This is a genomic window from Sphingobacterium shayense (assembly GCF_013179575.1).
Taxonomy (GTDB): domain Bacteria; phylum Bacteroidota; class Bacteroidia; order Sphingobacteriales; family Sphingobacteriaceae; genus Sphingobacterium; species Sphingobacterium shayense.
Map to the genome: position 1 here is coordinate 1 of NZ_JABMCQ010000043.1, position 26,758 is coordinate 26,758.

The 26,758-nt window shown below is 37.7% G+C and carries 22 protein-coding genes and 1 pseudogene; 9 read left to right on the forward strand and 14 right to left on the reverse strand.

What is annotated here, in order from left to right:
* The 4 genes from HP439_RS07210 to dnaN all read right to left on the reverse strand — a co-directional run.
* Positions 1-340, reverse strand: a 340-nt coding sequence (locus tag HP439_RS07210) for a YicC/YloC family endoribonuclease (RefSeq protein WP_343043521.1), incomplete at its 3' end; no start/stop codon positions are given.
* A gap of 95 nt (positions 341-435) precedes the next feature.
* On the reverse strand, positions 436-1,020 hold the full coding sequence (locus HP439_RS07215; RefSeq protein ID WP_172389666.1) for a CAP domain-containing protein: 585 nt from the start codon (positions 1,018-1,020) through the stop codon (positions 436-438).
* Between the two features lie 135 nt (positions 1,021-1,155).
* Positions 1,156-1,806, reverse strand: coding sequence for a DedA family protein (locus HP439_RS07220; protein WP_172389667.1), 651 nt, complete (start codon positions 1,804-1,806; stop codon positions 1,156-1,158).
* A gap of 11 nt (positions 1,807-1,817) precedes the next feature.
* A complete protein-coding gene (dnaN, locus tag HP439_RS07225) occupies positions 1,818-2,939 on the reverse strand; it encodes a DNA polymerase III subunit beta (protein WP_172389668.1) in 1,122 nt (373 codons plus the stop codon).
* Between the two features lie 117 nt (positions 2,940-3,056).
* On the opposite strand from dnaN, the gene HP439_RS07230 reads away from it, so the two are divergent.
* From HP439_RS07230 to HP439_RS07250, 5 genes are all read left to right on the forward strand, one after another.
* On the forward strand, positions 3,057-4,202 hold the full coding sequence (locus HP439_RS07230; protein WP_172389669.1) for a DNA polymerase III subunit: 1,146 nt from the start codon (positions 3,057-3,059) through the stop codon (positions 4,200-4,202).
* 6 nt (positions 4,203-4,208) lie between these two features.
* A complete protein-coding gene (locus HP439_RS07235) occupies positions 4,209-5,615 on the forward strand; it encodes a PSP1 domain-containing protein (protein ID WP_172389670.1) in 1,407 nt (468 codons plus the stop codon).
* Between the two features lie 65 nt (positions 5,616-5,680).
* Positions 5,681-6,139, forward strand: a complete 459-nt coding sequence (locus HP439_RS07240) for a gliding motility lipoprotein GldH (RefSeq protein WP_172389671.1) — start codon at positions 5,681-5,683, stop codon at positions 6,137-6,139.
* Between the two features lie 11 nt (positions 6,140-6,150).
* Positions 6,151-7,179 carry a tetraacyldisaccharide 4'-kinase gene (gene lpxK, locus HP439_RS07245; protein WP_172389672.1) on the forward strand — a complete coding sequence of 343 codons (1,029 nt, stop codon included), beginning with the start codon at positions 6,151-6,153 and terminating at the stop codon, positions 7,177-7,179.
* A 293-nt stretch (positions 7,180-7,472) separates the two neighbouring features.
* Positions 7,473-7,919 carry a hypothetical protein gene (locus HP439_RS07250; RefSeq protein WP_172389673.1) on the forward strand — a complete coding sequence of 149 codons (447 nt, stop codon included), beginning with the start codon at positions 7,473-7,475 and terminating at the stop codon, positions 7,917-7,919.
* 318 nt (positions 7,920-8,237) lie between these two features.
* On the opposite strand, the gene dnaA is transcribed toward HP439_RS07250, so the two are convergent.
* Both dnaA and dxs read right to left on the reverse strand, forming a co-directional pair.
* Positions 8,238-9,665, reverse strand: a complete 1,428-nt coding sequence (gene dnaA, locus HP439_RS07255) for a chromosomal replication initiator protein DnaA (protein ID WP_172389674.1) — start codon at positions 9,663-9,665, stop codon at positions 8,238-8,240.
* A 372-nt stretch (positions 9,666-10,037) separates the two neighbouring features.
* Positions 10,038-11,966 (reverse strand): 1-deoxy-D-xylulose-5-phosphate synthase, encoded by a 1,929-nt coding sequence (dxs, locus tag HP439_RS07260; protein ID WP_172389686.1) that lies wholly within the window; start codon positions 11,964-11,966, stop codon positions 10,038-10,040.
* A gap of 147 nt (positions 11,967-12,113) precedes the next feature.
* On the opposite strand from dxs, the gene HP439_RS07265 reads away from it, so the two are divergent.
* On the forward strand, positions 12,114-12,866 hold the full coding sequence (locus HP439_RS07265) for a segregation and condensation protein A (protein ID WP_172389675.1): 753 nt from the start codon (positions 12,114-12,116) through the stop codon (positions 12,864-12,866).
* Here HP439_RS07265 and HP439_RS07270 read toward each other — a convergent pair.
* From HP439_RS07270 to HP439_RS07280, 3 genes are read right to left on the reverse strand one after another with little or no spacing between them, the layout of a single operon-like run.
* The gene (locus tag HP439_RS07270) at positions 12,863-13,591 is read right to left on the reverse strand and encodes an enoyl-CoA hydratase/isomerase family protein (protein ID WP_172389676.1); all 729 of its coding nucleotides are present in this window, start codon (positions 13,589-13,591) and stop codon (positions 12,863-12,865) included. The two genes, HP439_RS07265 and HP439_RS07270, sit on opposite strands and share 4 nt — an antisense overlap.
* A complete protein-coding gene (locus HP439_RS07275) occupies positions 13,581-14,438 on the reverse strand; it encodes a beta/alpha barrel domain-containing protein (protein ID WP_172389677.1) in 858 nt (285 codons plus the stop codon). The genes HP439_RS07270 and HP439_RS07275 overlap by 11 nt, the downstream gene beginning before the upstream one ends.
* On the reverse strand, positions 14,431-15,579 hold the full coding sequence (locus HP439_RS07280; protein ID WP_172389678.1) for an acyl-CoA dehydrogenase family protein: 1,149 nt from the start codon (positions 15,577-15,579) through the stop codon (positions 14,431-14,433). Before HP439_RS07280 ends, HP439_RS07275 begins: the two co-directional genes overlap by 8 nt.
* A 122-nt stretch (positions 15,580-15,701) precedes the next feature.
* Between HP439_RS07280 and HP439_RS07285 the strand changes: the two genes are divergently transcribed.
* A complete protein-coding gene (locus HP439_RS07285; protein ID WP_172389679.1) occupies positions 15,702-17,309 on the forward strand; it encodes an acyl-CoA carboxylase subunit beta in 1,608 nt (535 codons plus the stop codon).
* Here the strand turns inward: HP439_RS07285 and HP439_RS07290 are convergent.
* The 3 genes from HP439_RS07290 to nadA form a co-directional block, all read right to left on the reverse strand.
* A complete protein-coding gene (locus HP439_RS07290) occupies positions 17,306-19,219 on the reverse strand; it encodes an acetoacetate--CoA ligase (RefSeq protein WP_172389680.1) in 1,914 nt (637 codons plus the stop codon). The two genes, HP439_RS07285 and HP439_RS07290, sit on opposite strands and share 4 nt — an antisense overlap.
* 206 nt (positions 19,220-19,425) lie before the next feature.
* Positions 19,426-20,472 (reverse strand): thiamine-phosphate kinase, encoded by a 1,047-nt coding sequence (gene thiL, locus HP439_RS07295; protein WP_172389681.1) that lies wholly within the window; start codon positions 20,470-20,472, stop codon positions 19,426-19,428.
* A 12-nt stretch (positions 20,473-20,484) separates the two neighbouring features.
* Positions 20,485-21,483: a quinolinate synthase NadA gene (nadA, locus tag HP439_RS07300; protein WP_172389682.1), complete on the reverse strand. Its 999-nt coding sequence runs from the start codon at positions 21,481-21,483 to the stop codon at positions 20,485-20,487.
* Between the two features lie 856 nt (positions 21,484-22,339).
* On the opposite strand from nadA, the gene nadB reads away from it, so the two are divergent.
* Positions 22,340-23,932 carry an L-aspartate oxidase gene (gene nadB / locus HP439_RS07305; RefSeq protein ID WP_172389683.1) on the forward strand — a complete coding sequence of 531 codons (1,593 nt, stop codon included), beginning with the start codon at positions 22,340-22,342 and terminating at the stop codon, positions 23,930-23,932.
* Positions 23,933-23,934: 2 nt separating this feature from the next.
* Complete coding sequence (locus HP439_RS07310; protein ID WP_172389684.1) at positions 23,935-24,459, forward strand: gamma carbonic anhydrase family protein; 525 nt, start codon at positions 23,935-23,937, stop codon at positions 24,457-24,459.
* A 3-nt stretch (positions 24,460-24,462) separates the two neighbouring features.
* Here HP439_RS07310 and HP439_RS07315 read toward each other — a convergent pair whose 3' ends face one another.
* Positions 24,463-26,151, reverse strand: coding sequence for an Ig-like domain-containing domain (locus HP439_RS07315; RefSeq protein WP_172389685.1), 1,689 nt, complete (start codon positions 26,149-26,151; stop codon positions 24,463-24,465).
* A 77-nt stretch (positions 26,152-26,228) separates the two neighbouring features.
* Positions 26,229-26,758, reverse strand: a pseudogene (locus HP439_RS07320) (tRNA uridine-5-carboxymethylaminomethyl(34) synthesis enzyme MnmG); the annotation flags it as partial.

Here is a 26,758-nt window from a genome sequence, read left to right on the forward strand (position 1 = left end):
GCATATTTAAAGCCAACTGAAAAAGGTTATTATCTGATTCGCCTAGTTGTTCAGATATCTCTTTAAGTTGTTTATAGTATTGTTTTAAAAGCTTCCCGTTGATCGTAGACGCTTTCGCGGTTTGATCTGCATATTCCACAGTAACAGTCATGTTCACCTTACCGCGCTCAATTAGCTTAGAGCTCTCTGTCCGTAGGGTGAACTCCTTTTCAGAAACCGCTTTCGGTAGACGAAGGTTAAGTTCGAGAAATTTGGAGTTCAGGGACTTCAATTCTACTGTATATTTGACCGACCCATTATCCTGGGTGCCAATACCATACCCTGTCATTGATTTTATCATATGCAAAGGTATGAAAAGTGAAAATGAAAACTTGAATATTAAAACAAAAAGTCACAAACAAGGAATAAATACCGGTAGAAATAGCCAAAACAGATCTATTCCCAATCATGTTTTGCTATTATAACACACAAATACGTTTTATATCGAGCGCCTGACGGTACGCGAACAAAACCAATACCTATATCCCTCAACGAGCCGTTCCAGCTATCCATGCCAAGAACATGCTTGCGGTGCATATAACCAGGCGACCCAAGGCCAATAATAAACGCCTTGATTCCATCAACTGCTGTAGGTTGGTTGGCGGCAATCGACTCAAAATTATTTGCAGAGCGCTTCCTTAACCAATCTGGATTTAACCGGTACCCGGCCTGATTTATAAAGTGATTCGGTCCTATGCCCTCCGGTGTAGTGTGATCAAAATAGTCACGTTGTGCCATATCCTTGGCACGCCTTTCCGCCGCCTCAGCCAGCTCGGCATTCCAACGCAATTGGGTGTTCGATACGTCTTTGGCGTTAAACCGAACGCCTAAGTCACGCATAACTCTTTTTGGATTAGAGCGCGCTGCATTCAGGTAAGCAAAAGCTTGCTTAGCTTCCCTTTTATCAATTGATATTTTTTTTCGCTGAGCGAAACTTGTACTAACAAGAAATATGCAAAAAAATGTAATAAGAATACGCATCGAGTTTATCTATTTATTAAAATAGACCCGCTGAACCACCCAACGTTTAACCTTGAATACAACTTTTTATGCAACAAAAAAGCCCTCAGCGAGTTATAACTAAGGGCTTAAAAAATTTCGTGTTTGATCCTACCTTTAGGCCGGTTTCTTATTCATCTTTTCTTTTATAACTTCAATAACGGGGGGCAATAATGATAACCCGATAATCGCAAATACGACAATCGTAAAATTGTCTTTAATGATCGGTAAGCCACCAAAAAAGTAACCAATGAACAAAAATCCCGTTACCCAAGCAAGGGCACCAATAACGTTGTAAGACGCAAATCTGTTATAAGACATTGAACCCACCCCGGCGACAAAGGGAGCGAACGTCCTTATTATTGGCACAAATCGCGCGTAAATAATCGTCTTACCGCCATACTTGTCGTAAAAGCGTTCAGTCTTTTCAAGATATTCTTTTTTCAGAAGTTTATATTTTCCACTAAAGGCCTTCGGCCCTAAATATTGGCCGATGTGATAATTGACCAAGTCACCCAATATCGCCGCAGTGAGAAGAAGACCCCAAGTCACAAAAATATTTAACTCTGTTTCCGGCATAGCAATGATTGCTCCCGCAGCAAACAGTAAGGAGTCTCCCGGCAAAAAAGGAGTGACGACCAAACCTGTCTCAGCAAAAATGATGAGAAACAGAATCAAGTAGGTCCATGTGCGATAATCGTTAACTATTTCAATTAGATGCTTATCGATATGCAATATGAAATCAATAAGGGAATAAATTATTTCCAAAATGCAGTAGTTTAAATATTATTCAACATCACTGGCATAACCAACATTAAAATATCTTCATTATCCACTTTGACAGCGGGAAGAAGAAGTCCTGCGCGATTCGCGGTACTCATTTCGATTACGACTTCGTTAGAACTTAAATTTGATAGCATTTCCACAAGAAATTTCGCGTTAAAACCTATTTCCATGTCATCTCCTTCGAATTGGCAATTTAAACGCTCATGTGCCTCATTCGCGAAATCTAAATCCTCTGCGGAAATATTTAATTCACTACCCGAAATTTTTAATCTCACCTGATGCGTGGTCTTGTTAGCAAAGATAACTACACGTCGTAAAGTGTTTAAAAACAACAATCGATCAACAGTTAATTTATTCGGGTTCACTTGTGGGATCACCGCTTCATAATCTGGATAACGTTCATCAATCAATCGGCAGATTAATTGGATATTAGCAAATTCAAAAAAAGCATTTGTATTATTGTAGTTTACCGATACTACCGTCTCGTCCGAGGGAAGAGAGGACTTTAGCAAGGTAAGGGCTTTTTTAGGTAATATGATGCTTAACGGTTTTTCCGTACCAATGTCTGTCCGGCGGTAACGAACAAGCTTATGTGCATCTGTCGCAACAAAGGTAATGCTCTGCTCACTAAGTTGTACAAGAACACCTGACATCGCAGGGCGAAGCTCATCGTTACTTACTGCAAAAATAGTTTTATTGATCGCCTCAGACAACACTGCTGATTCAAGTTTAACCGTAGAAACGTTTTCAATTACCGGAATCTTCGGAAAATCATCTGCATTCTCTCCACTAAGCTTATACTTACCGTCACCAGCACTAATTTCTATTGCTAGAGTTGTTGTATCCACTGAGAACGCCACAGGTTGATCAGGAAGGGTTTTTAATGTTTCGATTAAGATCTTCGATGGCATAGCGACTCGTCCCTCCTCTTTGGCTTCAATTTGGAGCGAAGTAACCATACTCGTTTGGAGGTCCGTTGCCGAAATTGTCAACAAATTATCTTTAATTTCGAACAGAAAGTTTTCTAAAATTGGAAGAACAGTGCTATTACTAGATGCGCCGTTAATCGCCTGTAATTGCTTTAATAAAATTGACGTGGATACAATAAATCTCATTACCTGAATTTTATAGATTTTTTATATGCAATATTACGGATAATAATCAACATTTTTAAACTCTTCAGGCGTTAATTCTCATCGCAATTCAATTAATTACTACATTTGTATACGAATATGCAGTTTAAAAATATTATAGGTCATGAGCCGGTTAAAACGCAGTTGATAAACACGGTAAAAGAGAACCGCGTGAGTCATGCACAATTGTTTTTAGGTCCCGAAGGATCTGGAAATTTGGCTCTTGCAGTCGCCTATGCGCAATATATAAATTGTGAGAATAAACAGGAAGACGACAGCTGTGGAAAATGTAATTCCTGCAACAAATATCAGAAGCTTATCCACCCAGACCTACATTTTTCCTATCCTTTTTATGCATCAAAAGAAACGCCTGTCGCAAGTTCCTATCTTGAGCAGTGGCGTAAGAGTTTTATCGCGAATCCTTACTTAAGTATAGACTACTGGCGGGAGAATCTCGATGGCGGGAATAAGCAGGCTAATATCAATATAGCTGAAGCACATGATATTATAAAAAAATTAAGCCTTAAGGCATTCGAAGCAGAATACAAAGTATTGATCCTTTGGCTTCCAGAATATCTAGATATTCAAGGAAATGCTCTATTGAAACTGATTGAAGAACCGCCTGAAAAAACTTTATTCCTTTTGGTCTCCGAAAATCAAGACCGTATTTTAAATACAATTATATCTCGAACCCAACTAATTAAAATTAATAAGCTACATCACCATGATGTAGTTAAATATCTTACAGAACAAAAAGGACTTTCGGCCGCACGGGCAACTGAATTAGCTTTTATTTCCGATGGAAGCCTTCAACAAGCATTAAACCTAATAGAACAAGAGGAGAATCCCTTTTTTAAGCTTTTAATCAGCTGGTTGCGATTCATCGTTACAGACTCTGGGGTAAACATCATAAAATTCTGTGACGCAGACTTTCCAAAATTAGGAAGAGAAAACCAGAAAAATTTCTTAATTTATGCCATAAATATGCTTCGTCAAATTATTTTGTTGCAGCAAGGATTAGAGCAATTAGTACTCCTACAAGGCGAGGAGTTAGAGTTTGTACGAAAATTCAGCGAAAATTACACGACGAAGCAACTTGAAGAAGGAATAAATTTGCTGGAACAAACGCATTACAAAGTGGAACGCAATGCGAACCCTAAAATATTATTTTTAGACGTATCTTTGCAATTAGTATTAATATTTAAATATCAAACGTTCCCACAAGGGACTCAATATATAAAGTAAGAAAATATGGGATGTGGCAGTTGCTCATCCGGAGGTGGGTGCGGTAGCAGTTCAACGACGGCTACTGGAAAAACCCCTGCAGGTTGCCAAGATAATGGCTCTTGCATGACTAGCGGATGTAATAAATTAGATGTATACGATTGGCTTTCCGACATGGATTTGCCATCTAACTATAAACCTTTTGACATTGTAGAAGTCCGTTTCAAGGGCTCTCGAAAAGATTTCTTCATAAACACAGACAATCTATATCTGGAGATGGGAGAAATGGTTGCTGTCGAACCATCAACCGGTGGTTACGATATCGGGCATGTATCTTTAACGGGCGAACTTGTACGCCTGCAACTCAAAAAAAATAATGTAAAAATCGAAGCGGTAGAAAAAAAGATCTATCGTAAAGCGAACGAATCTGATATTGCGAAGTATAACGCCGCAAAAGATTTGGAATGGGAAACGATGCATCGTGCACGGAACCTCGCCTTGGAACTCGGCCTGTTGATGAAAATATCAGATGTGGATTACCAAGGAGACAAGACTAAAGCGACCTTTTATTATACAGCAGAGGGTCGCGTAGACTTCCGAGAGCTTATCAAACGAATGGCAGAATCCTTCCGTATTCGTATTGAAATGCGGCAAATAGGTATGCGTCAAGAGGCTAGTCGTCTAGGTGGCTTAGGTTCTTGCGGCCGTGAGCTCTGTTGTTCAACCTGGCTGACAGACTTTAAAACAGTATCTACCTCAGCGGCAAGGTATCAAAATTTATCACTAAACACCCTCAAATTAGCGGGACAATGTGGTAAACTTAAATGTTGTTTAAATTATGAACTTGATAGCTACATGGATGCCCTTCGTGATATTCCAAACAATGTAGATCGTTTAGACACAGAGGTGGGAACCGCTTACTTACAAAAAACAGATATCTTTAAAAAGATACTATGGTACTCCTATCCTGGCGCTGAAAGCTGGATTCCAATCCCTGTAAACAAGGTAAAAGAATACGCTGCGTTGAATAAAGAGGGCAAAAAAGTTGGCGATCTTATCGCGACTTTCCAACCCAAAGAGGTGGAAAAACCTGTATCGTTTGATTACGAAAATGTTGTCGGTCAAGATTCGCTAACGCGTCTTGACGAAAAAAATAAACGGAAAAAACGCAAGAAGTCTAAAAGCAAAAAAGACATTGGAGCACCAGCACAAACAGAAAAAGTTTCTGAGGGAAAACCCACCGCCTCCAATAAAACGGAAGCTAAAACGAGACCTCCTCGCGAAAACCGTCCACGAGGCGTTAAACCAAATGGTAATAACGACACAGCGAAACCGGCAACGGAAGGTGGTCAGAAACGACGAAACAACCGTAATCGTAACCGCAATAAAAACAACGAGAATAATAACGAGAATAAGGGATCGACTAACGTATAAGAAAGAACTCACAAAATCTAGCCCTAAAAGAAATTTAAGGGCTAGGTTCTTTACTAAAGAACAATATGAAAGGACTATTTTGGTGTCTTTTAACCGTATTATTTTTTACACGTTGCACAAACGATGTCTTTTATCAGGTCAACAAGCCTATTGAAAATCGTGCTTGGACATACGCTCAAGTACCGACATTTAATATTGAAATTAAAGACAATAGTAAGCCATTTGACCTTTGGGTCAATATTCGACACACTGGCGAATATGACTACGCAAACTTATTCATACTGGTGCATCAAGAAGGCCCAAGAAATCAAGACACAACCTACAGGCACGAATTAACTCTTGCACGGCAGGATGGTAGATGGCTAGGTCACAACGCCGGTAACCTTTATGAAAACCAGCTTCTACTCAAGGAAAACTACACTTTTCCAGATACCGGCGTGTATACAGTAGGAATCGAACAAAATATGCGTGAAAATCCTCTTCGGGAAATCACCGACGTAGGCGTTCAACTTATCCAAAAATAAAGATGATGCGCATGTTGCGAATTATACTATTCCCTATAAGCATTATTTATGGAGCAATTATGTGGTTGCGCAATCGTTTTTATGATTATGACCTTTTTAGAAGCACCTCCTTCACATTTCCTGTCGTCGTCATTGGAAATTTAGCTGTGGGAGGCACCGGAAAAAGTCCGATGGCGGAATACATTTTACGGCTTATTAGTCCCAATAAAGACATTATGCTGCTGAGCCGTGGCTACGGTCGTAAGACGAAAGGATTTCGAGAGGTTACTGAGAAAGATGGAGTACATCTAGTTGGAGATGAGCCGCTTCAAATCAAACGCAAGTTTCCCCACACCAGGGTTTTCGTATGCGAAAGTCGCGTACTTGCTTTAAAAAAGATTGGTGATAATACGTCCGGAGTCCTACTTGACGACGCTTATCAACACCGTGCACTCACGCCTAGTTTCACTGTATTGTTATTTGATTATAAATCATTATTAGGTCCTATTTTACCTTTACCTACAGGAAATTTTCGCGATGGTCTTCCGGAAAGCAAACGAGCAAATATTATAGTGATTACCAAATGTCCGGACAAAATAAATTCAGAAATCAAATTTTCCCTCGAAAGCAAACTACGTAAATACTCATCCGCACAGATCTTTTATGCTGCAATTAGCTACGGTAATCTGGAAAATGATAAAAAACAAACCATACCGCTAAACGAACTTTGCAAGTACGAAGCAGTCTTATTTACAGGAATCGCAAAGCCGGAACCATTATTGATTCATTTGAAATCCAATGTAAGTGCTTTAACTCATATTTCTTTTCGCGACCATCACCCATATTCCTCATCTGATTTAAAAAAGATTTCCAATACGTTCCAAAACATTTTAAGCGAACCAAAAATTATTATTACAACCGAGAAAGACTTTCAGAGGCTTCCTAAATCCTTTACAGAATCCCATCCAATATATATTGTTCCTATACAGCAGCAAATATTATTTGGACAAAAGATGGCTTTCGATTCTATGCTAAGCCGAGCCTTTCATATTAAAAATTAGATTTCTTATCGGGTACCTCTTTATTCTAGGGTCCTTATTCCGCACCTTTCTGTATCTTCTTACCGCGGGCCGAAACATCTCATTTTCTATAAAAAAACAGCTAAAAAATGCGTTTAAACTGATAATAGGCACTTTTATCATGTCCATATCTCAAAATTGCTTTTGTTAATCTTTGTTAAATTGTAACATAGCTGATACAATTGGGACAACATTTTATACACAAACGGAGTTATATATGTACAAAACGCATTTAGAACGTTTAAAATTTAGAAATTAAAATAAAATTAAGAGTTATGAAAAAGTTATTTTTAACAGGTGTAAGTTTATTATGTGCACTAACATTGACATTCGCTCAATCGAATCCAGAAGAAACAGCAAAGCAAGAAGTAACAACACTTACTTCAACTTTAACGCTTACTGAAGATCAATCCACTGAAATATTACCAATTTTAGTAGAAGGTAACAAAGCCAAAGAAGCTCTTAAAGCAGACGCTACCTTGTCGCCAGAATTATTATCTGAGGCATTAAACAAACAACAAGCGACTACCGACGCACAAGTCGCTGAAAAATTAACGGATGATCAAAAGCCGTTATTTGAAACATACGTATCTGAACGTCCAAAAGAAGAGGCTTCTGCTGCTCCAACTACGGTTCCACAACCTGTCGAGCCAACACAACAGCCGACAGAACCTATGGAACCAACACAAGAACCAGCAGAACCGTTACAACCACAACAATAATTGGATGTAACATTAGATTTCTCAGAGTATAGTTACAATATATTACAAGTCGAGGCCATTCAATGCGCCTCGACTTTCTTTTTTGACATCGGCTGATCCTCCCGTATAAATTTAAGATTTCTACACCTCCTGGCCCCATAAACTAGGCTCTGTATATAAACCAATAAACGATTCCATGCCTAAGAACTATACACAAAGAGATCTTAACTGTAGTGCATATCCAAACTCCTACATCTAGGAAAAATACCTGCTATCATAAAAAAGTGCGAAACACATTATATCGGTTCCGCACTTTTTACATTCAAAAATAAGCTCTTTTTAAGACGTCTTCAATTTCTTTTGAATATCCTGAACGTAGGTCTTAAATTTCTTATCCGTCTCTATTAAGTCTTCTACGGTTTGACACGCGTAAATTACTGTAGAGTGGTCTCTACCCCCAAAGAAGCTACCAATTGACTTCAACGAGGACTTCGTATGATTCTTAGCCAAATACATCGAGATTTGACGAGCTTGCACGATTTCTCTTTTGCGGACTTTTGATTTAACCATCTCTACAGGCACTTCAAAATATTCACAGACAAGTTTCTGTATGTACTCCATCGAAATCTCTTTGTGCGCATTTTTGACAAAGTTCTTCAACATAGATTTGGCGAGATTAATATCAATCTCCTTCCTATTCAAAGTCGATTGCGCTAATAAAGAGACCATTGCACCTTCTAACTCACGCACGCTATTGTCTATCTGGGTAGCGACATACTCTACTACGTTGTCCGGAAGCTCAATTCCGTCGGAATACATTTTCTTTTTCAAGATAGCCATTCGCGTCTCCAAATCAGGAATCTGAATATCTGCCGACAATCCCCATTTAAAACGGCTTAATAAACGCTCTTCCAAACCAGACAAATCCTTCGGTGGTTTATCTGATGTTAAAATAATCTGTTTCCCAGACTGGTGTAAATGGTTAAAAATATGGAAAAAGATGTCTTGAGTCTTTTCTTTACCCGCGAAATTGTGTACATCGTCCATAATAATTACATCCATCGCCTGATAGAAATTAACAAAGTCGTTAATCGTATTATTCTTTAAAGAGTCAACGAATTGTTGACAGAACTTCTCACAGGAAACATAAATAACAAGCTTATCAGGTAAATTCCTTTTAATTTCATTACCGATTGCTTGGGCAAGGTGCGTTTTTCCTAGTCCTACGTCACCATATAGCATTAACGGATTAAAAGATGTACCTCCAGGTTTATTTGCAACCGCAAAGCCAGCCGAACGCGCTAATCTGTTACACTCTCCCTCAATAAAATTATCGAAGGTATAATGATGGTTTAGTTGAGGATCTACCTGTAGCTTCTTTAACCCAGGAATAACAAAAGGATTTTTGATATTCTTGTTCAAAGCCACCGGTACAGGAATAGATTGTTTTTTACCTTCGGCACCATTTCCATTTGACGGAATATTTGTGGTGTAAGGTGTATTTGCAGACGATTTATCTACGATGATGTTGTACTCTAGGCGTCCCCCTTCCCCTAAGAATTTCTTAATAGTCTTACGAAGGATACCTACATAGTGCTCCTCGAGCCACTCGTAGAAAAATACCGATGGTACTTGAATCGTTAAAACGTTTCCGTTTAGACCAACCGCCTTCACAGGTTCAAACCAGGTCTTAAAACTCTGCGCTGGAATGTTGTCTTTAATGATCTGAAGACAGCTGTTCCAAACACTTGTGTACGTTTTTTCCATTCTTAAATTGTTAATAACTTGAAAACCAATATTTGACAAAGAAAGTGTGTAAAACTTTCCCTTAAGACGAAGATCACAAAAAATATTGAGCAAAAAAACTTAAATTTAAAATAAATACAAAACAACTAATAATCAGGTACTTATGTAGAAAAATAGGCCCATTGAAAGCTCAAAAACTCAAACAACAAATACTTTTCAACAACAGGGTTTTAGCTTATCCAGGAACTGTTATTTTACTGAAAAAACTGTTTATCGGCTAGTGGGTGTGGAAAACTATTGCGCGTTCTTCGTTTTTAAATATACGAGTTTTAAATGCTAAAAAAAAAGGAAGAATTGTTAAATTCTTCCCTTTAGTTTTTCGTTCTCAGTTTGTTAAGATACGAGCGAATCCGTTTTAATCCCGCGGGTTAATTTTTTACTTGATTCCACGATAGATTGTGCATCATAGCCGCACACTTTCCAAAGTTCCGCCTGTTCACCGTGTTCAATGATTTCATCCGGAATTCCTAAACGTACCACCTGTGCGGAATAACGATGATCTACCATAAATTCGAGAACAGCTGAGCCAACACCTCCCATCAAACATCCATCTTCTAACGTAATAACATTTCTGTATGTTTTAAAGACTTCGTGTAACAAAGATTCATCAAGCGGCTTCGCAAAACGTAAATCATAATGGGCTGGATGAATACCTTCTTCATTTAATATCTGGATAGCCTTAGTTGCTTCATTACCGATCGCTCCAAAACTTAAGATAGCCAATTCCTCTCCGTCATGTATTTTACGTCCCTTACCAATTGTAATTTCTGCCAATGGGCGTTCCCAATCTACCATAACGCCGCTTCCACGTGGATATCGGATTACAAACGGCCCTTGATTTGGAAGCTGCGCCGTATACATCAAGTTGCGTAATTCTTCCTCATTCATCGGTGCGGAAACCACTAAATTCGGAACGCAGCGCATAAATGCTATATCATACGCTCCGTGATGAGTAGGCCCATCCGCACCCACAAGTCCCGCTCTATCCAAGCAAAAGACGACATTGAGTTTTTGTAAAGCAACATCGTGTATTACCTGATCATATGCTCTTTGCATAAAAGTCGAATATATATTACAGAATGGAACAAGCCCTTGCGAAGCTAGACCAGCGCTAAAAGTTACCGCATGCTGTTCGGCAATCCCAACATCAAATGCTCTGTTAGGCATCGCTTTCATCATTATATTCATAGACGATCCTGAGGGCATAGCTGGGGTAATACCCATTATCTTTTCATTGCTCTGCGCGAGCTCTACTAGCGTATGCCCAAAAACATCTTGAAATTTTGGCGGTTGTGGCTTTTGATTACTACTTTTTTTGAATTCTCCTGTAATCTTGTCAAATAATCCTGGCGCATGCCATTTCGTTTGATCTTTTTCTGCAAGCGCATAGCCTTTCCCTTTTACAGTTACTACATGCAATAGTTTAGGTCCAGAAATACTTTTTAAATCTTCAATTGTCTTGGTAAGTTTAACAACGTCGTGTCCATCTACTGGGCCAAAATAACGAAAATTCAGCGACTCAAATAGATTTGCATTCTTTAGCAGCGTTCCTTTAATACTTTGTTCTAACTTTTTCGCCCAGCCATACGCATCCGGACCATTCTTAGAAATTTTTGTCAATACCGCGACTAAATCATCACGAAATCTATTGTAACTTTTTGACGTCGTAATATTCGTCAAGTATTCTTTCATTGCTCCCACATTCGGATCAATGGACATACAATTATCATTTAATATAACAAGTAAATTAGATTTCTCTATCCCGGCATGATTCAGTGCTTCAAAAGCCATTCCGCCGGTTAGCGCTCCGTCACCGATAACTGCAACGTGTTGTCTATCCGATTCTCCTTTGTACTCCGATGCAACTGCCATTCCAAGGGCTGCTGATATAGACGTTGAGGAATGTCCTACACCGAATGTATCATATTCGCTTTCGCTACGCTTAGGAAAGCCTGAAATGCCTCCCATTACCCTATTGGTGTGAAAAATATCCCGACGACCGGTGATAATTTTGTGACCATACGCCTGATGTCCCACGTCAAATATAATTTGATCATATGGCGTATTAAGCGCATAATGAAGTGCTACAGTTAATTCAACTACACCTAAACTTGCCGCAAAATGCCCCCCATTTACCGATACAATATCGACGATAAACTGACGTAATTCTTGGCAAAATTCCTCTAGCTGAGCCGTGTTTAATTGACGTAGCTCTGAAGGATAATGTATATTTTTTAACAAAGGACCTGCCTCTACTTGCATATCTTTTCCCATATAAATAAGTTACAAATTAACGACTTATTCACTAAAATACAGAACATACCAACTAAATAAAAGTTTATTCAATTTTATGAATTCATTAACTAAAGCCTTTTTTTTCCTTTACAAATACTTATTTTTGAACTGAATATGCAGAATGAAGCTTACGAGATTAAACTAGAACAGTTCGAGGGACCGTTTGATCTTCTTTTATTTTTTATCGAACGTGACGAATTGAATATTCATGATATTCCCATTTCTAAAATCACCGACGATTTTCTTGATTTCATTCAACGTATGCAGTCTCTAAACATCGAACTAGCTAGTGAATTTATCTTCGTAGCCTCAACATTGATGCGAATAAAAGCAAAAATGTTACTTCCCCGTCCAGAACTTGATGACGCGGAAAATGAAATCGACTTAAAACGAGAACTAACGCAAAAGCTTATACTATATAAGCAATTCAAAGAAATTTGCGACGATCTCCGCCACTATGAAGAGGCGCGAACTAAAATACACACACGCGCCAATTTAGAATTCGATAATGCCTTAGCGCGTAAACAAAACAATGCCGAGGAGCACTTGGATACGTTCGACCTATACAAGCTATTAGTAGTCTATGAAAAGCTTATGTTTAATTTCACTCACCGAACTAAGGAAGTCACTCATACTGTCGTTAAATACCCTTACACAATTGAACAACAAAAGAAAGCAATTACCGATCTTATTGCATTAAATTCTAAGTTGGATTTTCAACAAATTAAAAAACACTCCGAAAATAAAGTGCAGTTTGTTTACAATTTCTTAGCTGTGTTGGAAATGCTACAGCAAAAAATTTTAGAAATAGAAATTGGTATCGGCTACAATAATTTCTGGATCGAAAAACGAACTGATTTGAATTAACGAGATTTATTACTTTTGTTCATTCTAAGCTGATTTAAACGGCTTTTTAGAAAGTCATATTGAAGGGAGCTATTCATATCCGATAGTTCGTGCAAGCTCTTAATACCAGCCGTTAAAGCTTCAACTTCAACATTTCGAAGATAATTGATTCTTTCGTCTACTTTTTCAGTATCTAATAGCCCATCAACAATCCCTAATTCTATCGCCCGCTTTACATCAAAATAATCTGTTTCTAAACAAAGCTGGAGCACCTTTTTTTCGGGAACTATACGCAAAAGACTAGCCATGACCTGAAAAGGGAAGAGACCTAAATCTAATTCGGGTAATTTAAAACGAACATTTGGTGCTGCATAAACATAACTACAACCTAAAACAAGAAGGAACGCCCCGGCAATAACATCCCCTTCTATAATTGCAATGGAAGGTTTAATAAGCCCGCGGATAACATCGCCCAAAGAAAGATCTTTATTAACAATATTTGGGTTAAGTGTATCCAACGTTGAATCATTAAACGTCTTCAAATCCATGCCGGCGCAGAAAACCGGACCCTCAGCTTTCATTATAACAAGGTTAACATTCGGGTCATCATTAATTTGATTTATAGCATGAGCAATCTCATTAACCATCGTCGGGGTAAATGCATTACGTTTTTCTTCTCGGGCTAACACAAGCGTTGCCTCCTTTCGGTACCGATCTAGACCTAATCTTATAAACTTATACTCCATCGGAAATCATATAATTAAAATTTGTAATAATTGATTGTACTTTATGCTGTTCCGTACTTTTAAATTTATGAATTAAAAGTTCCGAAGGAATATTTCCCACCATTTTATCTTGCGCAAATGGGCAGCCACCGTAACCCAATATAGCTCCTTCAAAGATTCGACAGCCTGCTTGAAATGCTGCTTCAATTTTCGCGCTCGCTCGATCAGGATGACTATGTAAATGTATACTCAATTCTAAATCATCAAACTGACCATTAATAAGATTAAAAAGATTGCCTACCTGGGCGGCACTCGCTGCCGAAGTCGTGTCTGCGATAGAAAATTTACGTATACCCAGTTTTTTTAATCTATCAATCCAGCCAAGTACGATCTCCTCATGCCAAGGATCCTGATAAGGATTGCCAAAAGCCATAGAAATATAAATCATCAGCGCGGGACCCTTTGATTTATCAAGAATATCTTTAATAGCGCAAACCGAAGAAAATGAGTCGTCAATACTACGATTTGTGTTTCTTCGTTGAAAAGTGTCGGAAACAGAAAAAGGATACCCTAAGAAGTCAATTTCTTTAAACTTAACTCCTATGGAAGCTCCCTGCTCGTTAGCTATGATAGCTATCAGTTTACTAGATTTCCTTTTTTCAATACCTTCAAGTACTTTAGCAGTATCACGCAACTGCGGAACCGCTCTAGGTGATACAAAGCTTCCAAAATCGATAAAATCAAATAGTTCAGAAGAAATTAAACTATTCAAGTAAGCAATTTTTTTCGCCGTGGGTATAAACGTATCCATACCTTGAATAGCATCTCTTGGACAGTCCGTGATCCGTACTATTTCTCTGTTAAACATCTTTCCCTATTTCTCTAGATATAACCATACGTTGGATAGCACTGGTACCCTCACCTATTGTACATAATTTAGCATCACGGAAAAACTTCTCCGCTGGAAAATCCTTTGTAAAACCATATCCACCGTGTATTTGAACACTTTCATTAGACACCTCGACTGCGGTCTCAGAAGCAAAAAGCTTAGCCATTGCACTTTGCTTAGTCATTATTTTTCCTTCATCTTTTAATTGCCCCGCCTGACGAACCAAAAGTTCGGAGGCTTCAATTTTAGTAGCCATATCTGCTAATGTAAAAGCGACCGACTGAAAATCAAATATCTTTTGATTAAACTGTTTACGTTCGTGAGCATAAACAAGAGCACATTCATACGCTCCTCGAGCGATGCCTAAAGATAACGCGGCAATTGATATTCTTCCCCCGTCAAGCAGCTTCAACGCCTGCACAAAGCCTTCACCCGGCTTACCTATTACTTGGTCTTTATGTATTCTACAGTTGTCAAAAAACAAACTCCCCGTTTCTGAAGCACGCATTCCTAATTTATCGATCTTTTGCCCCGCAGTAAAACCAGGAGTATCCTTTTCAATAATAAAGGCAGTAACCCCTTTCTTATCGCCTTTTTCTCCTGTCCGAACCATAACCACAGCAATATCGCCGCTAATCGCGTGTGTTATGAATGTCTTAGATCCATTAATTATATAATAATCTCCATCAAGCACGCCCGTCGTTGCTAATCCTCCCGCATCTGATCCGGACTCCGCTTCTGTCAATCCCCAAGCGCCAATGAATTCTGCTGTGGCTAGCTTTGGAAGATATTTTTGTTTTTGTTCCTGATTAGCAAAAGACAGGATGTGGTTCGTACACAAAGAATTATGAGCTGCTACGGATAAACCAATAGAACCACAAACCTTAGAAATCTCATCCAATATAGTAATATACTCTTGGTAACCCAATCCTGACCCTCCATACTCTTCAGGAACCAATACCCCCATGAATCCATATTCTCCTAGTTTTTTAAATACGTCAATTGGAAAGTACTGTCTCTCATCCCAGTCCATTATATGTGGTTTAATAAACGACTTTGTGAACTGTTTTACACTTTCGCGAACCAAAGCTAATTGCTCATTTTCATAAATTTGTAACATAATATTTTGTATGTTTATAACTGATTTACGAAAAATATAAAAAACTATTCGTATTTTAAAATAATTGTAATTATTACAACATTAACCAATTGTAAATTATAAAGTTTTTAAAAAAACTGGTCATGCAAGAACTATTAACTGAATTAGAAAATAAAACTAAAAAACTCCATGTAGGAGGAGGTATAGATAAATTAAACAAGCAGAGAGAACAGGGTAAATTAACCGCATGGGAGCGCGTATTCACCTTACTTGACAGCGATAAATCCTATATTGAAATAGGTAAGTTCGCTGGAGATAACATGTACCAGGAACACGGCGGTTGTCCAAATGGAGGGGTAATAGTTGTTGTAGGGTATGTTTCTAACCGTCTGTGTGTGGTTGTTTCAAACGATGCAACCGTGAAAGCAGGTGCATGGTTCCCAATTGCTGCAAAAAAAAATCTTCGAGCGCAAGAAATTTCTATGGAGAATCATATTCCAATTATTTATTTAGTCGACTCTGCTGGTGTTTACCTTCCAATGCAAGACGAAATATTTCCAGATAAAGAACACTTCGGGCGTGTTTTTAGAAACAATGCTAAAATATCAGCAATGGGGATTCCTCAGATATCTGCTATTATGGGCCCCTGCGTTGCTGGCGGAGCGTACCTTCCGATCATGTCGGATTATGCACTTATCGTCGAAGGAACTGGATCTGTATTTTTAGCGGGCTCCTATTTAGTAAAATCATCTATCGGTGAAGTAATAGACAATGAAACTTTAGGAGGAGCATCAACACACTGTGAGATCTCTGGAGTTACAGATAATAAATTTCCAGACGATAAAAGCTGCCTAGCCGCTATTCGAAATATCGTCGACAAATTCGGACTTAATCGACAAGCTAATTTTTCAAGGGCGACCCCCGTGCTTCCTGAATATGCTGAAGATTTCATCTATTCCTATTTACCTCAAGATCGATTAAAGCCCTACAATATGCGGGAACTCCTCAAAGCAATTGTAGACAAAGACACCATGGAGGAATATAAAAAGGATTATGGTAAAACTATAATTTGTACACTGGCACGTATCGATGGATGGGCTGTGGGCATCGTAGCCAACCAACGTGAAGTAGTTAAAGCAAAAAAACCTGGTAATATAAATGAACTTCAAATGGGAGGCGTGATATATTCAGACTCTGCGGATAAAGCTGCTAGATTTATTATGAATTGCAATCAACAAAAGATCCCTCTTGTTTTCTTTCAAGATGTGACAGGGTTTATGGTGGGATCACGATCTGAACATGCTGGAATCATTAAAGACGGAGCAAAAATGGTCAATGCTATGGCAAACTCTATTGTTCCTAAATTTACTTTCATTGTAGGAAATAGTTACGGTGCAGGAAATTATGCTATGTGTGGTAAAGCATACGACCCACGATTAATTTATGCTTGGCCTACTGCAAAAATGGCGGTTATGAGTGGTGCTTCGGCAGGGAAAACCCTTCTGCAGATCCAAGAATCAGCCCTTAAGCGAAAAAATATTCCGTTAAACGAAGATGATAAAGGTAAATTACTAAAACAGATTGAAGACAAATATGAGAGTCAACTTAGCCCATATTACGCCGCTGCACGACTTTGGGTAGATGGCGTTATTGATCCTTCTGAAACGCGGAAAGTAATATCCCTAGGTATTGAAGTTGCGAACCACCAACCTATAGATGAAACATATAAACTTGGAGTAATACAAACTTAATTAAGCTTGTTATAGATATTTACATATTCGTCGAGCGAAGCTGGATTACGCATTATATCCCTAATAACAGCCTTGTCCGGTGGAAGACCAGCAAAAATTTTCTTTATAGGAATCTCTAACTTTTTTCCACTGAGCGTATAAGGAATATCATGTATTTGATAAAAAAGATCGGGTACGTGTCTTGGGCTATATTCTGTTCTTAGCGTATATTTTGCTTTTTCAACTACCTCATCAAAATTGGACTTACCATCAAGTTGAATAAATAAAATCATTTCAGAATCCCCGGCCGAGCGATCTTTTACAATAACCAAACTATCAGCAATGCCGACTACCGTTAACAAAGCATTATAAATTTCTGCAGTACCTATGCGCACGCCACCCCTATTTAGCGTAGAATCTGACCTCCCGTGCATAATAATCCCGCCACGTTTATTTATTTCAATCCAATCGCCATGACTCCATATCCCAAGATAAGACGAAAAATAGCTCTCTTTATATTTCTTGTTTTCATTATCACCCCAAAAATATAATGGCATAGCGGGCATAGGCTGTCTAATGACCAGTTCGCCTAGTCCATCTACAACTTCCTTTTGATGGTCGTCATAAGCTACTATATCAGAACCAAGCGTGCGGCATTGAATTTCGCCTGGATATACTGGTATTAAAGAGCAACCTGACAAAAATGCACTACACACATCTGTTCCTCCACTAAGACTAATAATATGTGCCTCAGGAAACTTTTGCTGTAAATTTTCAAAAGTTGCTTCTGGTAACGGGGAACCTGTTGAACCTATTACTTTAGGTATATAACCTGTTATAGTAAGATCGTGAATCGATGAAAAATATGCAGCCCCCGCACCTAAATGATCTACTTTAGATTGTTTTATGAAGTTCCAAAAAGTTTGATGACTCTTGTAATTTATTGCACCGTTATATAAACAGAGCGTAGCTCCGCATAACAGCGAGGATAAAGCATAATTCCACATCATCCATCCTGTGGTAGTATACCACAAAAAATTATCACCTTCTTGCACATTCTGGTGTAATGCAAGAGCTTTTAAATGTTCGATTAAATTTCCTCCGGTACGATGAGTAATCGCCTTTGGCTTTCCGGTTGTACCAGAAGAATACAGTATCCATAAAGGATGATCGAACCTCACCTGATGGAATAGAAGTTCTGTGCTCGAATAATCTACAAAGATACCATCCCACTCCCTACTGTTAATAACCACAGATTTTTCGATCGAATCTATTTCACTTAGAATCGTCAGCACTGTAGAAGATTTATCGAACTGCTTTCCTGAATATTGGTAGGATGTTTCAGCAAAAAGCATTTTAGGTTGGATCAAATTAAATCGCTCTACAATACTCGTATCTCCAAAATCCGGCGAGCAACAAGACCAAATAGCGCCGATAGAATTGACCGCTAGAAATATAACTAATGTCTCAACCGTATTATTAAGTAGTCCAACAACGCGGTCGCCCTCAAGTATTCCATTGTCTTTTAAATACTGCTGTAAACAAGAAACTTTCGTTTTAAGTTCTTCCCAAGTAAACTCTAAATAACTAGTGTTCTCATCCGCATATTTTACTGCAATAGCATTAGGATTTTTACCTAAAAAAATATTTTCACAATAGCTTAATGATATTCCTTCAAACCAATTAATATCGGTAAAATCACTGCCATCGTCACGATGTGTAAAAACAGTATTATATTGACCAGAGTACTTTACATTAAAAAAATGTAAGATACTTTCCCAAAATATAGCTAAGTTATCGATCGACCATTGATGCATCTGTGCATAGTCGGTTATCTTTACATCGTGTCTGTCGGCAATATATTGTTGATATTCATATAACGGAGAATGTTCTATATACGCCTTGGTGGGTGTCCATAATGGTTTTTTCATCGCGCCACAACTGGTTAAATATAGTCTAAAATTAAAAAGAATACTCTATATTAACCCTAGATACTTTCGTTTTCTGATTCTACCTTAAAAAAGATATTCTTAGTTTAATCAAAAGTCCCACCTTCCCCGCAACACTACAAGTACAAAAAAAGAGTTAACCGTTATTGAAAACCCCTTTATATTATTACTATAGAAAAAAAACTAATCTATTCTTTTTCTTTAAAAGCATTCCAACCCTGTGCTTTAATAGGATGTACATGACCGGATTTGGAAATCATTTCTCTGCCCGCACTTTCTTCAGTTATATACCCAATAATGGTAATATCAAGTTGATTTTTAACCTTATCGTATTGTTCTTGAGGAATCGTGAAAAGTAGCTCGTAATCTTCTCCACCATTTAAAGCACATATTGTAGGATCTAAACCGAATTCTCGTGCAGTATCATATGTCATCGGATCGATAGGTATTTTTTCTTCATACAATTTACATCCGACCTTAGAAGCTTCACAAATATGAATTATTTCTGATGCCAAACCGTCAGAGACATCAATCATAGCATTAGGCTGGATGTCATAATCCTCAAATAAAGCAATAATATCTTTGCGTGCTTCGGGTTTTAATTGTCGTTCTACTATATAATCTTTACCTTCTAAATCAGGTTGAATATTGGGGTTTTCTAAGTATACTTGTTTTTCACGTTCTAAAAGTTGCAACCCAATATAAGCTCCGCCGAGATCACCACTAACACATAGCAAATCTCCTTCTTTCGCTCCTGATCTATAAGCAATTTTTTCAGCTTTTGCGTATCCAATGCTAGTCACTGAGATAACTAGCCCCTGCACTGAGGCAGACGTATCGCCACCAATTAAATCTACATTATATTTTTTACAAGCTATCAACGCTCCTTCGTAAATTTCTTCAACAGCCTCTAATGGAAATTTAGAAGACAATCCTATAGAAAAAGTAACCTGTGATGCGATACCATTCATCGCATATATATCACTTAAGTTTACTTGGATAGCTTTATAACCAAGATGTTTTAACGGAACGTACCGCAAATCAAAATGGATACCTTCAAGCAAAAGATCCGTAGAGATTAATGTCTTTTTATCTGAAAAATCTAATACAGCGGCATCATCGCCTATTCCTTTAATAGTAGAAGATTCTGTGATTTCTACAGCTTTTGTGAGATAAGATATTAAACCAAATTCTCCCAATTTATTAATATCTGTTTTTTCTTTATTGTCAAACATTCGTTTTTTCGTTTATAAACCAAAACGTTCAGAGATTTCCAACATACGTTCGATTGGCTTTCTAGCCTTTTCGATAACGTCCGAAGGAAGATCTACTTCTGGCTGTTCATAATATAAGCAGTTGTAGAGCTTTTCTAGGGTATTCAACTTCATGTGCGGACAGTCATTACATGCACAGACATTATTAGGTGGTGCAGGAATAAACATCTTACCTGGACTTGATTTTTGCATTTGGTGCAAAATACCCGATTCCGTTGCCACAATAAATTGTTGAGCAGAGTCTTCAATAGTGTACTTTAACATACCCGAAGTTGAACCCACATAATCTGCTTGCTTTAGAATATGATCTTCACATTCAGGGTGCGCAATAAATTTAGCGTTCGGAAACTGTGCTCGCAAATTTTGAATTTTATCCTGCGAAAAAATTTCATGAACCATACAGGCTCCGTTCCATAACACTAAATCTCTACCGGTTTTCTTTTTCACGTAATCTCCTAAATTTTTATCAGGACCAAATATGATCTTTTGATCTTCAGGTAGACTTTGAACAATTTGAACGGCATTTGAAGACGTGCACACAATGTCCGATAACGCTTTTAACTCTGCGGTACAATTTACATATGTGATCACCAAATGGTCGGGATACTGCTGTTTAAACTTAGCAAACAAATGTGGAGGACAGCTATCAGAGAGGGAACAACCAGCTTTTAAATCGGGCAACAATACTTTTTTCGAAGGCGACAATATTTTAGCCGTTTCAGCCATAAAATGTACGCCAGCAAAAACGATCATATCGGCATCAGTTTTTGCTGCCTGTTGCGATAATCCAAGACTATCACCAATGTAATCAGCAATATCTTGTATCTCTGATTCTTGGTAATAATGTGCAAGGATAACGGCGTTTTTCTCTTTCTTTAGTCGATTAATTTCTGTAACAATATCAATTGTTGGGTCTATTGGCTCATCAATATAACCTTTCGATTGAAGGTCACGTTCAAAAGTTCTGTTCATCTCTTCTCGTATTCTAAACCTAATTATAATAGTTTGACTTAGCTCTGCTACAAAAGTAAAGAAAGAAATCGGAACGTCTTGTAAACGGATCTATTCCATGTAAAACTTCTTTAATTTTATTAGATTTAGAACACAAATCAAGGCACCAAACCATTTATTCAACAACTCTACCCATATTCGAAGACCGATGTTAATTTGAATTCATCTCCATGGGACATATAAATTTACTTTATAATAACGTAACTAATTGTATTTCAATAAATTGAACCTATGATATTATACTTATCAAACTGATTATCAAGGGATAATAAATTTTACTAAATAGCTTTTAAGCGAACCAGTACATTCGATAATAACTGATCTCTCTGTTCGTACTAAATTAATTTTGCTGTTTCACGTGGATTTCTCATAGCACAAATGTAGACAATCAAAATTTATCGCTCTCCACATTCTCTTTTTCTAATAATTTATAATCTTTTTTTAAATAAAGAATCTTATTGTTTATTAGTGTGTGCAAAATGGGGATAAGTGATGTATTTTCTTTTTGGAAAAGTGTTTTACTACGTGTTATCAACAATTTATTAACATTAATTTAGTGTATTTAGCCTGATATTCAGACAAATGGTTTTATACTGTTTTTTCTTTCCATATTTTTTTGTGTATTCTTTTGTGTTCATATAATGTTAATATAACGGTTACTTTGCCTTAATCTTTGAACACGTTTTGGCCTTTCAACCATCAAATTGTGGAAACTAATAAAGTTTTAAATTTTAGTCCACCGTTTATATACAGGTTTTCCACATATTTTGTTAATTTGTTAACTATAGGAGAATATCAAGGCTGTTAGGAATAGAGTATGGCAAATAGAAAGGTAGATTTTTTAATTATAGGGTCCGGGATAGCCGGTTTGAGTTTCGCGCTAAAGGCGGCGGAGTTAGGGAAAGTGTTAATTCTGACTAAATCCAATGAGGATGAGTCCAATACTAAGTATGCTCAAGGGGGGGTAGCTGCAGTTGTGGATAAGTCTGATAGCTTTGATAAGCATATACTTGATACTGAGGTTGCTGGGGACGGTTTATGCCATCGTCAAGTTGTGGAAAACGTTGTTAAGGAAGCACCTGATCGAATAAAGGAGCTTATAGATTATGGGACAAACTTTGACAAAGTTGACGCAGATCATTATGACCTAGCCAGAGAAGGGGGACATTCTAAACATAGAATTCTACATTATAAAGACATTACGGGCTATGAGATTGAAAGGGCACTGTTAGAACAGGTTCATGCACATCCAAATGTCGAGATATTGACACATTATTTTGCTGTTGACTTAATAACGCAACATCACCAAGGAGAGCATGTAGATAAGAGTACATCAGATATTAAGTGCTTTGGTATTTATGCTTTAGACAGTAGATCTGGACGTATTGAGAAATTTCTAAGTAAGATTACTTTAATGGCGTCTGGAGGCGCGGGACATATATATGCTAGTACCACAAATCCTACGATAGCAACCGGTGACGGTATAGCCATGGTTTATAGAGCTAAAGGTAAAGTTCGAAATATGGAGTTCATACAGTTTCACCCTACCTCATTATATAATCCAAAGGAGTCTCCAGCATTCCTAATTTCGGAAGCAGTACGTGGCTTCGGTGGCGTACTTAGGCGCGTCAATGGCGAATCTTTTATGGAGGAATATGATGATCGTGGTTCGTTGGCGCCGAGGGATATTGTTGCACGCGCGATTGATAATGAGATGAAGCGATCGGGGATTGATTATGTCTTTTTAGATATTACGCATCGTAAGATGGCCGATATTATTGCTCATTTCCCTAATATTTATGAAAAGTGTCTCTCTATCGGTCTTGATATGACGAAGGATTTTATTCCGGTAACTCCTGCAGCACATTATTTATGCGGAGGTATTCTGGTGGATTTAAATGGTCGTACAACGATTTCTAACTTGTATGCTTGTGGAGAATGTTCGTCTACTGGATTACATGGTGCCAATAGATTGGCATCGAATTCACTTTTAGAGGCCGTTGTTTATGCTCATAGAATATTCGAGGATTCTAGAATTATATTTAATTCCCTTGATTTCGCGGAGAATATACCAGAGTGGGATGAATCTAAAGCTCAGTTATTAAATGAGGAGATTTTAGTAACTCATAATTTACGTGAGACGCAGAAATTGATGAGCGATTACGTTGGTATTGTTCGTTCCGATTTTAGACTTGATCGGGCAATGCGTCGGTTAGGTTTTCTTTATGAAGAAACAGAATCATTTTATAAGAATACAAAGCTGTCGGTAAAGTTATGTGAACTTAGAAATGTAATTCAAGTAGCTTATCTGATTGTTAAGTCTGCGATGCAGCGAAAGGAAAGTAGAGGACTACATTATACAACTGATTTTCCCGAGAAAGAGAATCAGTTAAAAGATACAATTTTATAGATATGGCGGTTATTTTACCCGTTAAGGGAGTTTCTCCTCAGATTGAATCTGACGTTTTTATTGCTGATAATGCAACAATTGTTGGTGACGTTGTTATTGGACATAAGTGTTCTATTTGGTTTAATGCAGTGATTCGGGGTGATGTGAATTACATTCGAATTGGCAACTACTCCAATATTCAAGATGGTGTTGTAATACATTGTACTTTTAACCGTAACGGTACGGATATTGGTAATTACGTGAATGTGGGACATAATGCGATTGTGCATGGATGTGTGATTCATGATTATGTGTTAATCGGAATGGGCGCCATAGTCATGGACCGAACAGTTGTTGAGTCGAATGTTATTGTCGCTGCTGGAGCGGTAGTTTTGGAAGACACGGTTTTAGAGTCCGGTTTTTTATACGCGGGTATTCCCGCGAAAAAGATCAAACCTTTAACCGATGATCAGATTGCATTGCTTCAACAGCTTCCACATAACTACGTTCATTATAGTACCTGGTTTTCTGATCCGGTGGATCAATAACTCTTATTTATCTAAAGGAGGGATAACTAGCGTTTCATTTTGATCCCAATTGGCGCGTATTGTAAAAGTCTTATCTAGATACCAGATATCCTCCGCCTGCCTTTTTAAGTATACGTCCGCTGGGTCCCATTTTCCGTTAGTATTTTCATCGTATATCACACGGATCGAGTATTTTCCTCCAGGATAGTTTGTATAATTAAGGTTCGGCGATTTTGCAGTCACATATCGCCTATCGAATACTTTTTCTTTACTTTCATCGATAAGTTCCACTATATAGTTCATCGTACTGTCCAATCCGTTCAAAACAAAATTTATATTTCCGTAATTATCTGACTCATCTAGTGTGAAGCTGTTCTTGAACTCTTTATTAGTATCACCAAACGGCCCATTTAGGGCATTTTCTTCAATGACAAGTTCATAGTTTTTTTCAGGCCTCCAGTTATACCGAATATGGTAAAGTTCTGTATTTACTGAATCTTGTTGCAATTGAAAGTTGCGTCTGGATACGGAATCTTCGTATATAAGGATTTTAGATTTGTCTACCGATGATAGTGGCGTCGCAGCAGTCAAAGTAATGTGGCGTGTTCTATCTACTTTGTTTGTAATGTTTAGTTGAGGTTTAATATCCCGTTCCGATTTTATGTTTTTCGCCACCCGGATGAGCGTTGTGTCTATTATTTCTTGATCGGTTTTTACTTCCAACCTAAGAGAGTCTAACTCTTGGTTTGCGATAAACACGCGTAAGGTATCTTCTGTAAAGTTAATTTTTTCAATTTTCGTTTCGTTCAGCTCTGGGGGAAACAAGATGTTAACGGTTGGATGTTTTACGGGTCTGTTAAACGTAAGCAATATATTCCCTTGTGGTTCGACCTTTTTTTCCATCAAACGTATATTTTTTGGGAATGCTTTTGTGATCTCCAGATGTATTCCTGAAATGTCATCTTTTAAGTCGAGGCTATCGTTTTGAAATCCGATCCATTCGTCTTGTCCATTAAATATTCGGTCATTATTTTGTTCTTTTAGGGCATAGATTCTATAGCTGTTTTCACGAAGATTTTGAAATTTGAAGTTGCCAGAAGTATCTACATTTGTAAATATACTTGCTTTCTTTTTACCAAATATTGAATCTTGGGACACCGGTATTAACAACACTTTAATATTTTCGTCTTTTTTTGGGTCAAATGATTTGGTAAGTCCGTTTGTTACCGTTCCGCTGATCGTAAGCGAGTCTAATTCTGGACCTGTTGCAAAGACGTAGTTATAATTTAAAACGGGATTTCCCTCATTATAATCTCCTAAACCTTTTCCGAAATTTATTGTGTAGGTGGTGTTTTCTTCTAAGGTGTCAGGCAATGTTATTACTAAATTTTTCTTACGAACTCGGTAGTCAACAACCTCTTCTACATCCGGACTAATGCTAAACTCTTTGAATTGATTACTTAGTTTAATATACTCGTCAAATTCCAATGTTATTTTTCGCTCGGTGAAGTTTGTTGAAAAATTAGCTGGTGACGCTGTTATTAACGTAGGCGGGACCGAGTCTTTTGGTCCGCCAGTTGGTCGTTGAATATTTGCGCATCGTGTTAATGTTAAAAATATAAGAAGGATAAAGCAGCTCAATACTACATTTTTTATATTTAGCTTTTTCCTGCGTTTTAATACAGTTTCTTTAATTTTGGACCTTCTGTTCATATTATGTAAAATAACTCGTTAAACGGCTTTATTTTGTGTTGTACTGTTTTATTTGTAATCTTTTGATTATCAATTAGTTAGTTTATGTGTACCATTAAAACACTAATGTCTGACGGTGAGACCCCCGAAATTCTTGATGCTTGACCAAGTGTACGCGGTTTTACTTTAAGCAATTTTTCTCGTGCTTCAATCGACAGTGACAAAATGGTGTTGTAATCGAAATCCGGATTTATTTCTCTATCCTCCATCTTTTTCATTTTATTTACAATTTCCATTTCTTTTTCGAAGTAGCTTTCGTATTTCACTTTTATTTCTGCCTGTTCGATTGTTTCTTCATCGAATCGCTCAAGTAGGTCACCAAATGCTTTGTCAGCTTTTGTTAGAGATTTTATGTTTACCTGTGGCCGTGTAAGTATACCGAATAGTTTGGATTTTTGACTTATCGCGGATGAACCTAGTTCTATTAACGTTGGATTCATAAGCTCCGGTGCAACACTATATTTTTTTAAGTACGTTACGATTTGATCTGCATTTTCAATTTTCTTCTTGACCTTTTGTAGTCTATCCTCCCCTACTAAACCCAATTTGTATGCTAAGGGAGTGAGGC

Bases quoted from the DNA above. Each gene is read 5' to 3' on its own strand.
- HP439_RS07215 (WP_172389666.1), bottom strand. From the start codon at position 1,020: ATGCGTATTCTTATTACATTTTTTTGCATATTTCTTGTTAGTACAAGT.
- HP439_RS07310 (WP_172389684.1), top strand. From the start codon at position 23,935: ATGGCGGTTATTTTACCCGTTAAGGGAGTTTCTCCTCAGATTGAATCT.
- HP439_RS07240 (WP_172389671.1), top strand. From the start codon at position 5,681: ATGAAAGGACTATTTTGGTGTCTTTTAACCGTATTATTTTTTACACGT.
- HP439_RS07280 (WP_172389678.1), bottom strand. From the start codon at position 15,579: ATGTTACAAATTTATGAAAATGAGCAATTAGCTTTGGTTCGCGAAAGT.
- nadB (WP_172389683.1), top strand. From the start codon at position 22,340: ATGGCAAATAGAAAGGTAGATTTTTTAATTATAGGGTCCGGGATAGCC.
- HP439_RS07290 (WP_172389680.1), bottom strand. From the start codon at position 19,219: ATGAAAAAACCATTATGGACACCCACCAAGGCGTATATAGAACATTCT.
- HP439_RS07315 (WP_172389685.1), bottom strand. From the start codon at position 26,151: ATGAACAGAAGGTCCAAAATTAAAGAAACTGTATTAAAACGCAGGAAA.
- dnaA (WP_172389674.1), bottom strand. From the start codon at position 9,665: ATGGAAAAAACGTACACAAGTGTTTGGAACAGCTGTCTTCAGATCATT.
- HP439_RS07250 (WP_172389673.1), top strand. From the start codon at position 7,473: ATGAAAAAGTTATTTTTAACAGGTGTAAGTTTATTATGTGCACTAACA.
- thiL (WP_172389681.1), bottom strand. From the start codon at position 20,472: ATGTTTGACAATAAAGAAAAAACAGATATTAATAAATTGGGAGAATTT.
- HP439_RS07285 (WP_172389679.1), top strand. From the start codon at position 15,702: ATGCAAGAACTATTAACTGAATTAGAAAATAAAACTAAAAAACTCCAT.
- HP439_RS07230 (WP_172389669.1), top strand. From the start codon at position 3,057: ATGCAGTTTAAAAATATTATAGGTCATGAGCCGGTTAAAACGCAGTTG.
- nadA (WP_172389682.1), bottom strand. From the start codon at position 21,483: ATGAACAGAACTTTTGAACGTGACCTTCAATCGAAAGGTTATATTGAT.
- HP439_RS07275 (WP_172389677.1), bottom strand. From the start codon at position 14,438: ATGTTTAACAGAGAAATAGTACGGATCACGGACTGTCCAAGAGATGCT.
- dxs (WP_172389686.1), bottom strand. From the start codon at position 11,966: ATGCAAGTAGAGGCAGGTCCTTTGTTAAAAAATATACATTATCCTTCA.
- HP439_RS07265 (WP_172389675.1), top strand. From the start codon at position 12,114: ATGCAGAATGAAGCTTACGAGATTAAACTAGAACAGTTCGAGGGACCG.
- HP439_RS07235 (WP_172389670.1), top strand. From the start codon at position 4,209: ATGGGATGTGGCAGTTGCTCATCCGGAGGTGGGTGCGGTAGCAGTTCA.
- dnaN (WP_172389668.1), bottom strand. From the start codon at position 2,939: ATGAGATTTATTGTATCCACGTCAATTTTATTAAAGCAATTACAGGCG.
- lpxK (WP_172389672.1), top strand. From the start codon at position 6,151: ATGTTGCGAATTATACTATTCCCTATAAGCATTATTTATGGAGCAATT.
- HP439_RS07270 (WP_172389676.1), bottom strand. From the start codon at position 13,591: ATGGAGTATAAGTTTATAAGATTAGGTCTAGATCGGTACCGAAAGGAG.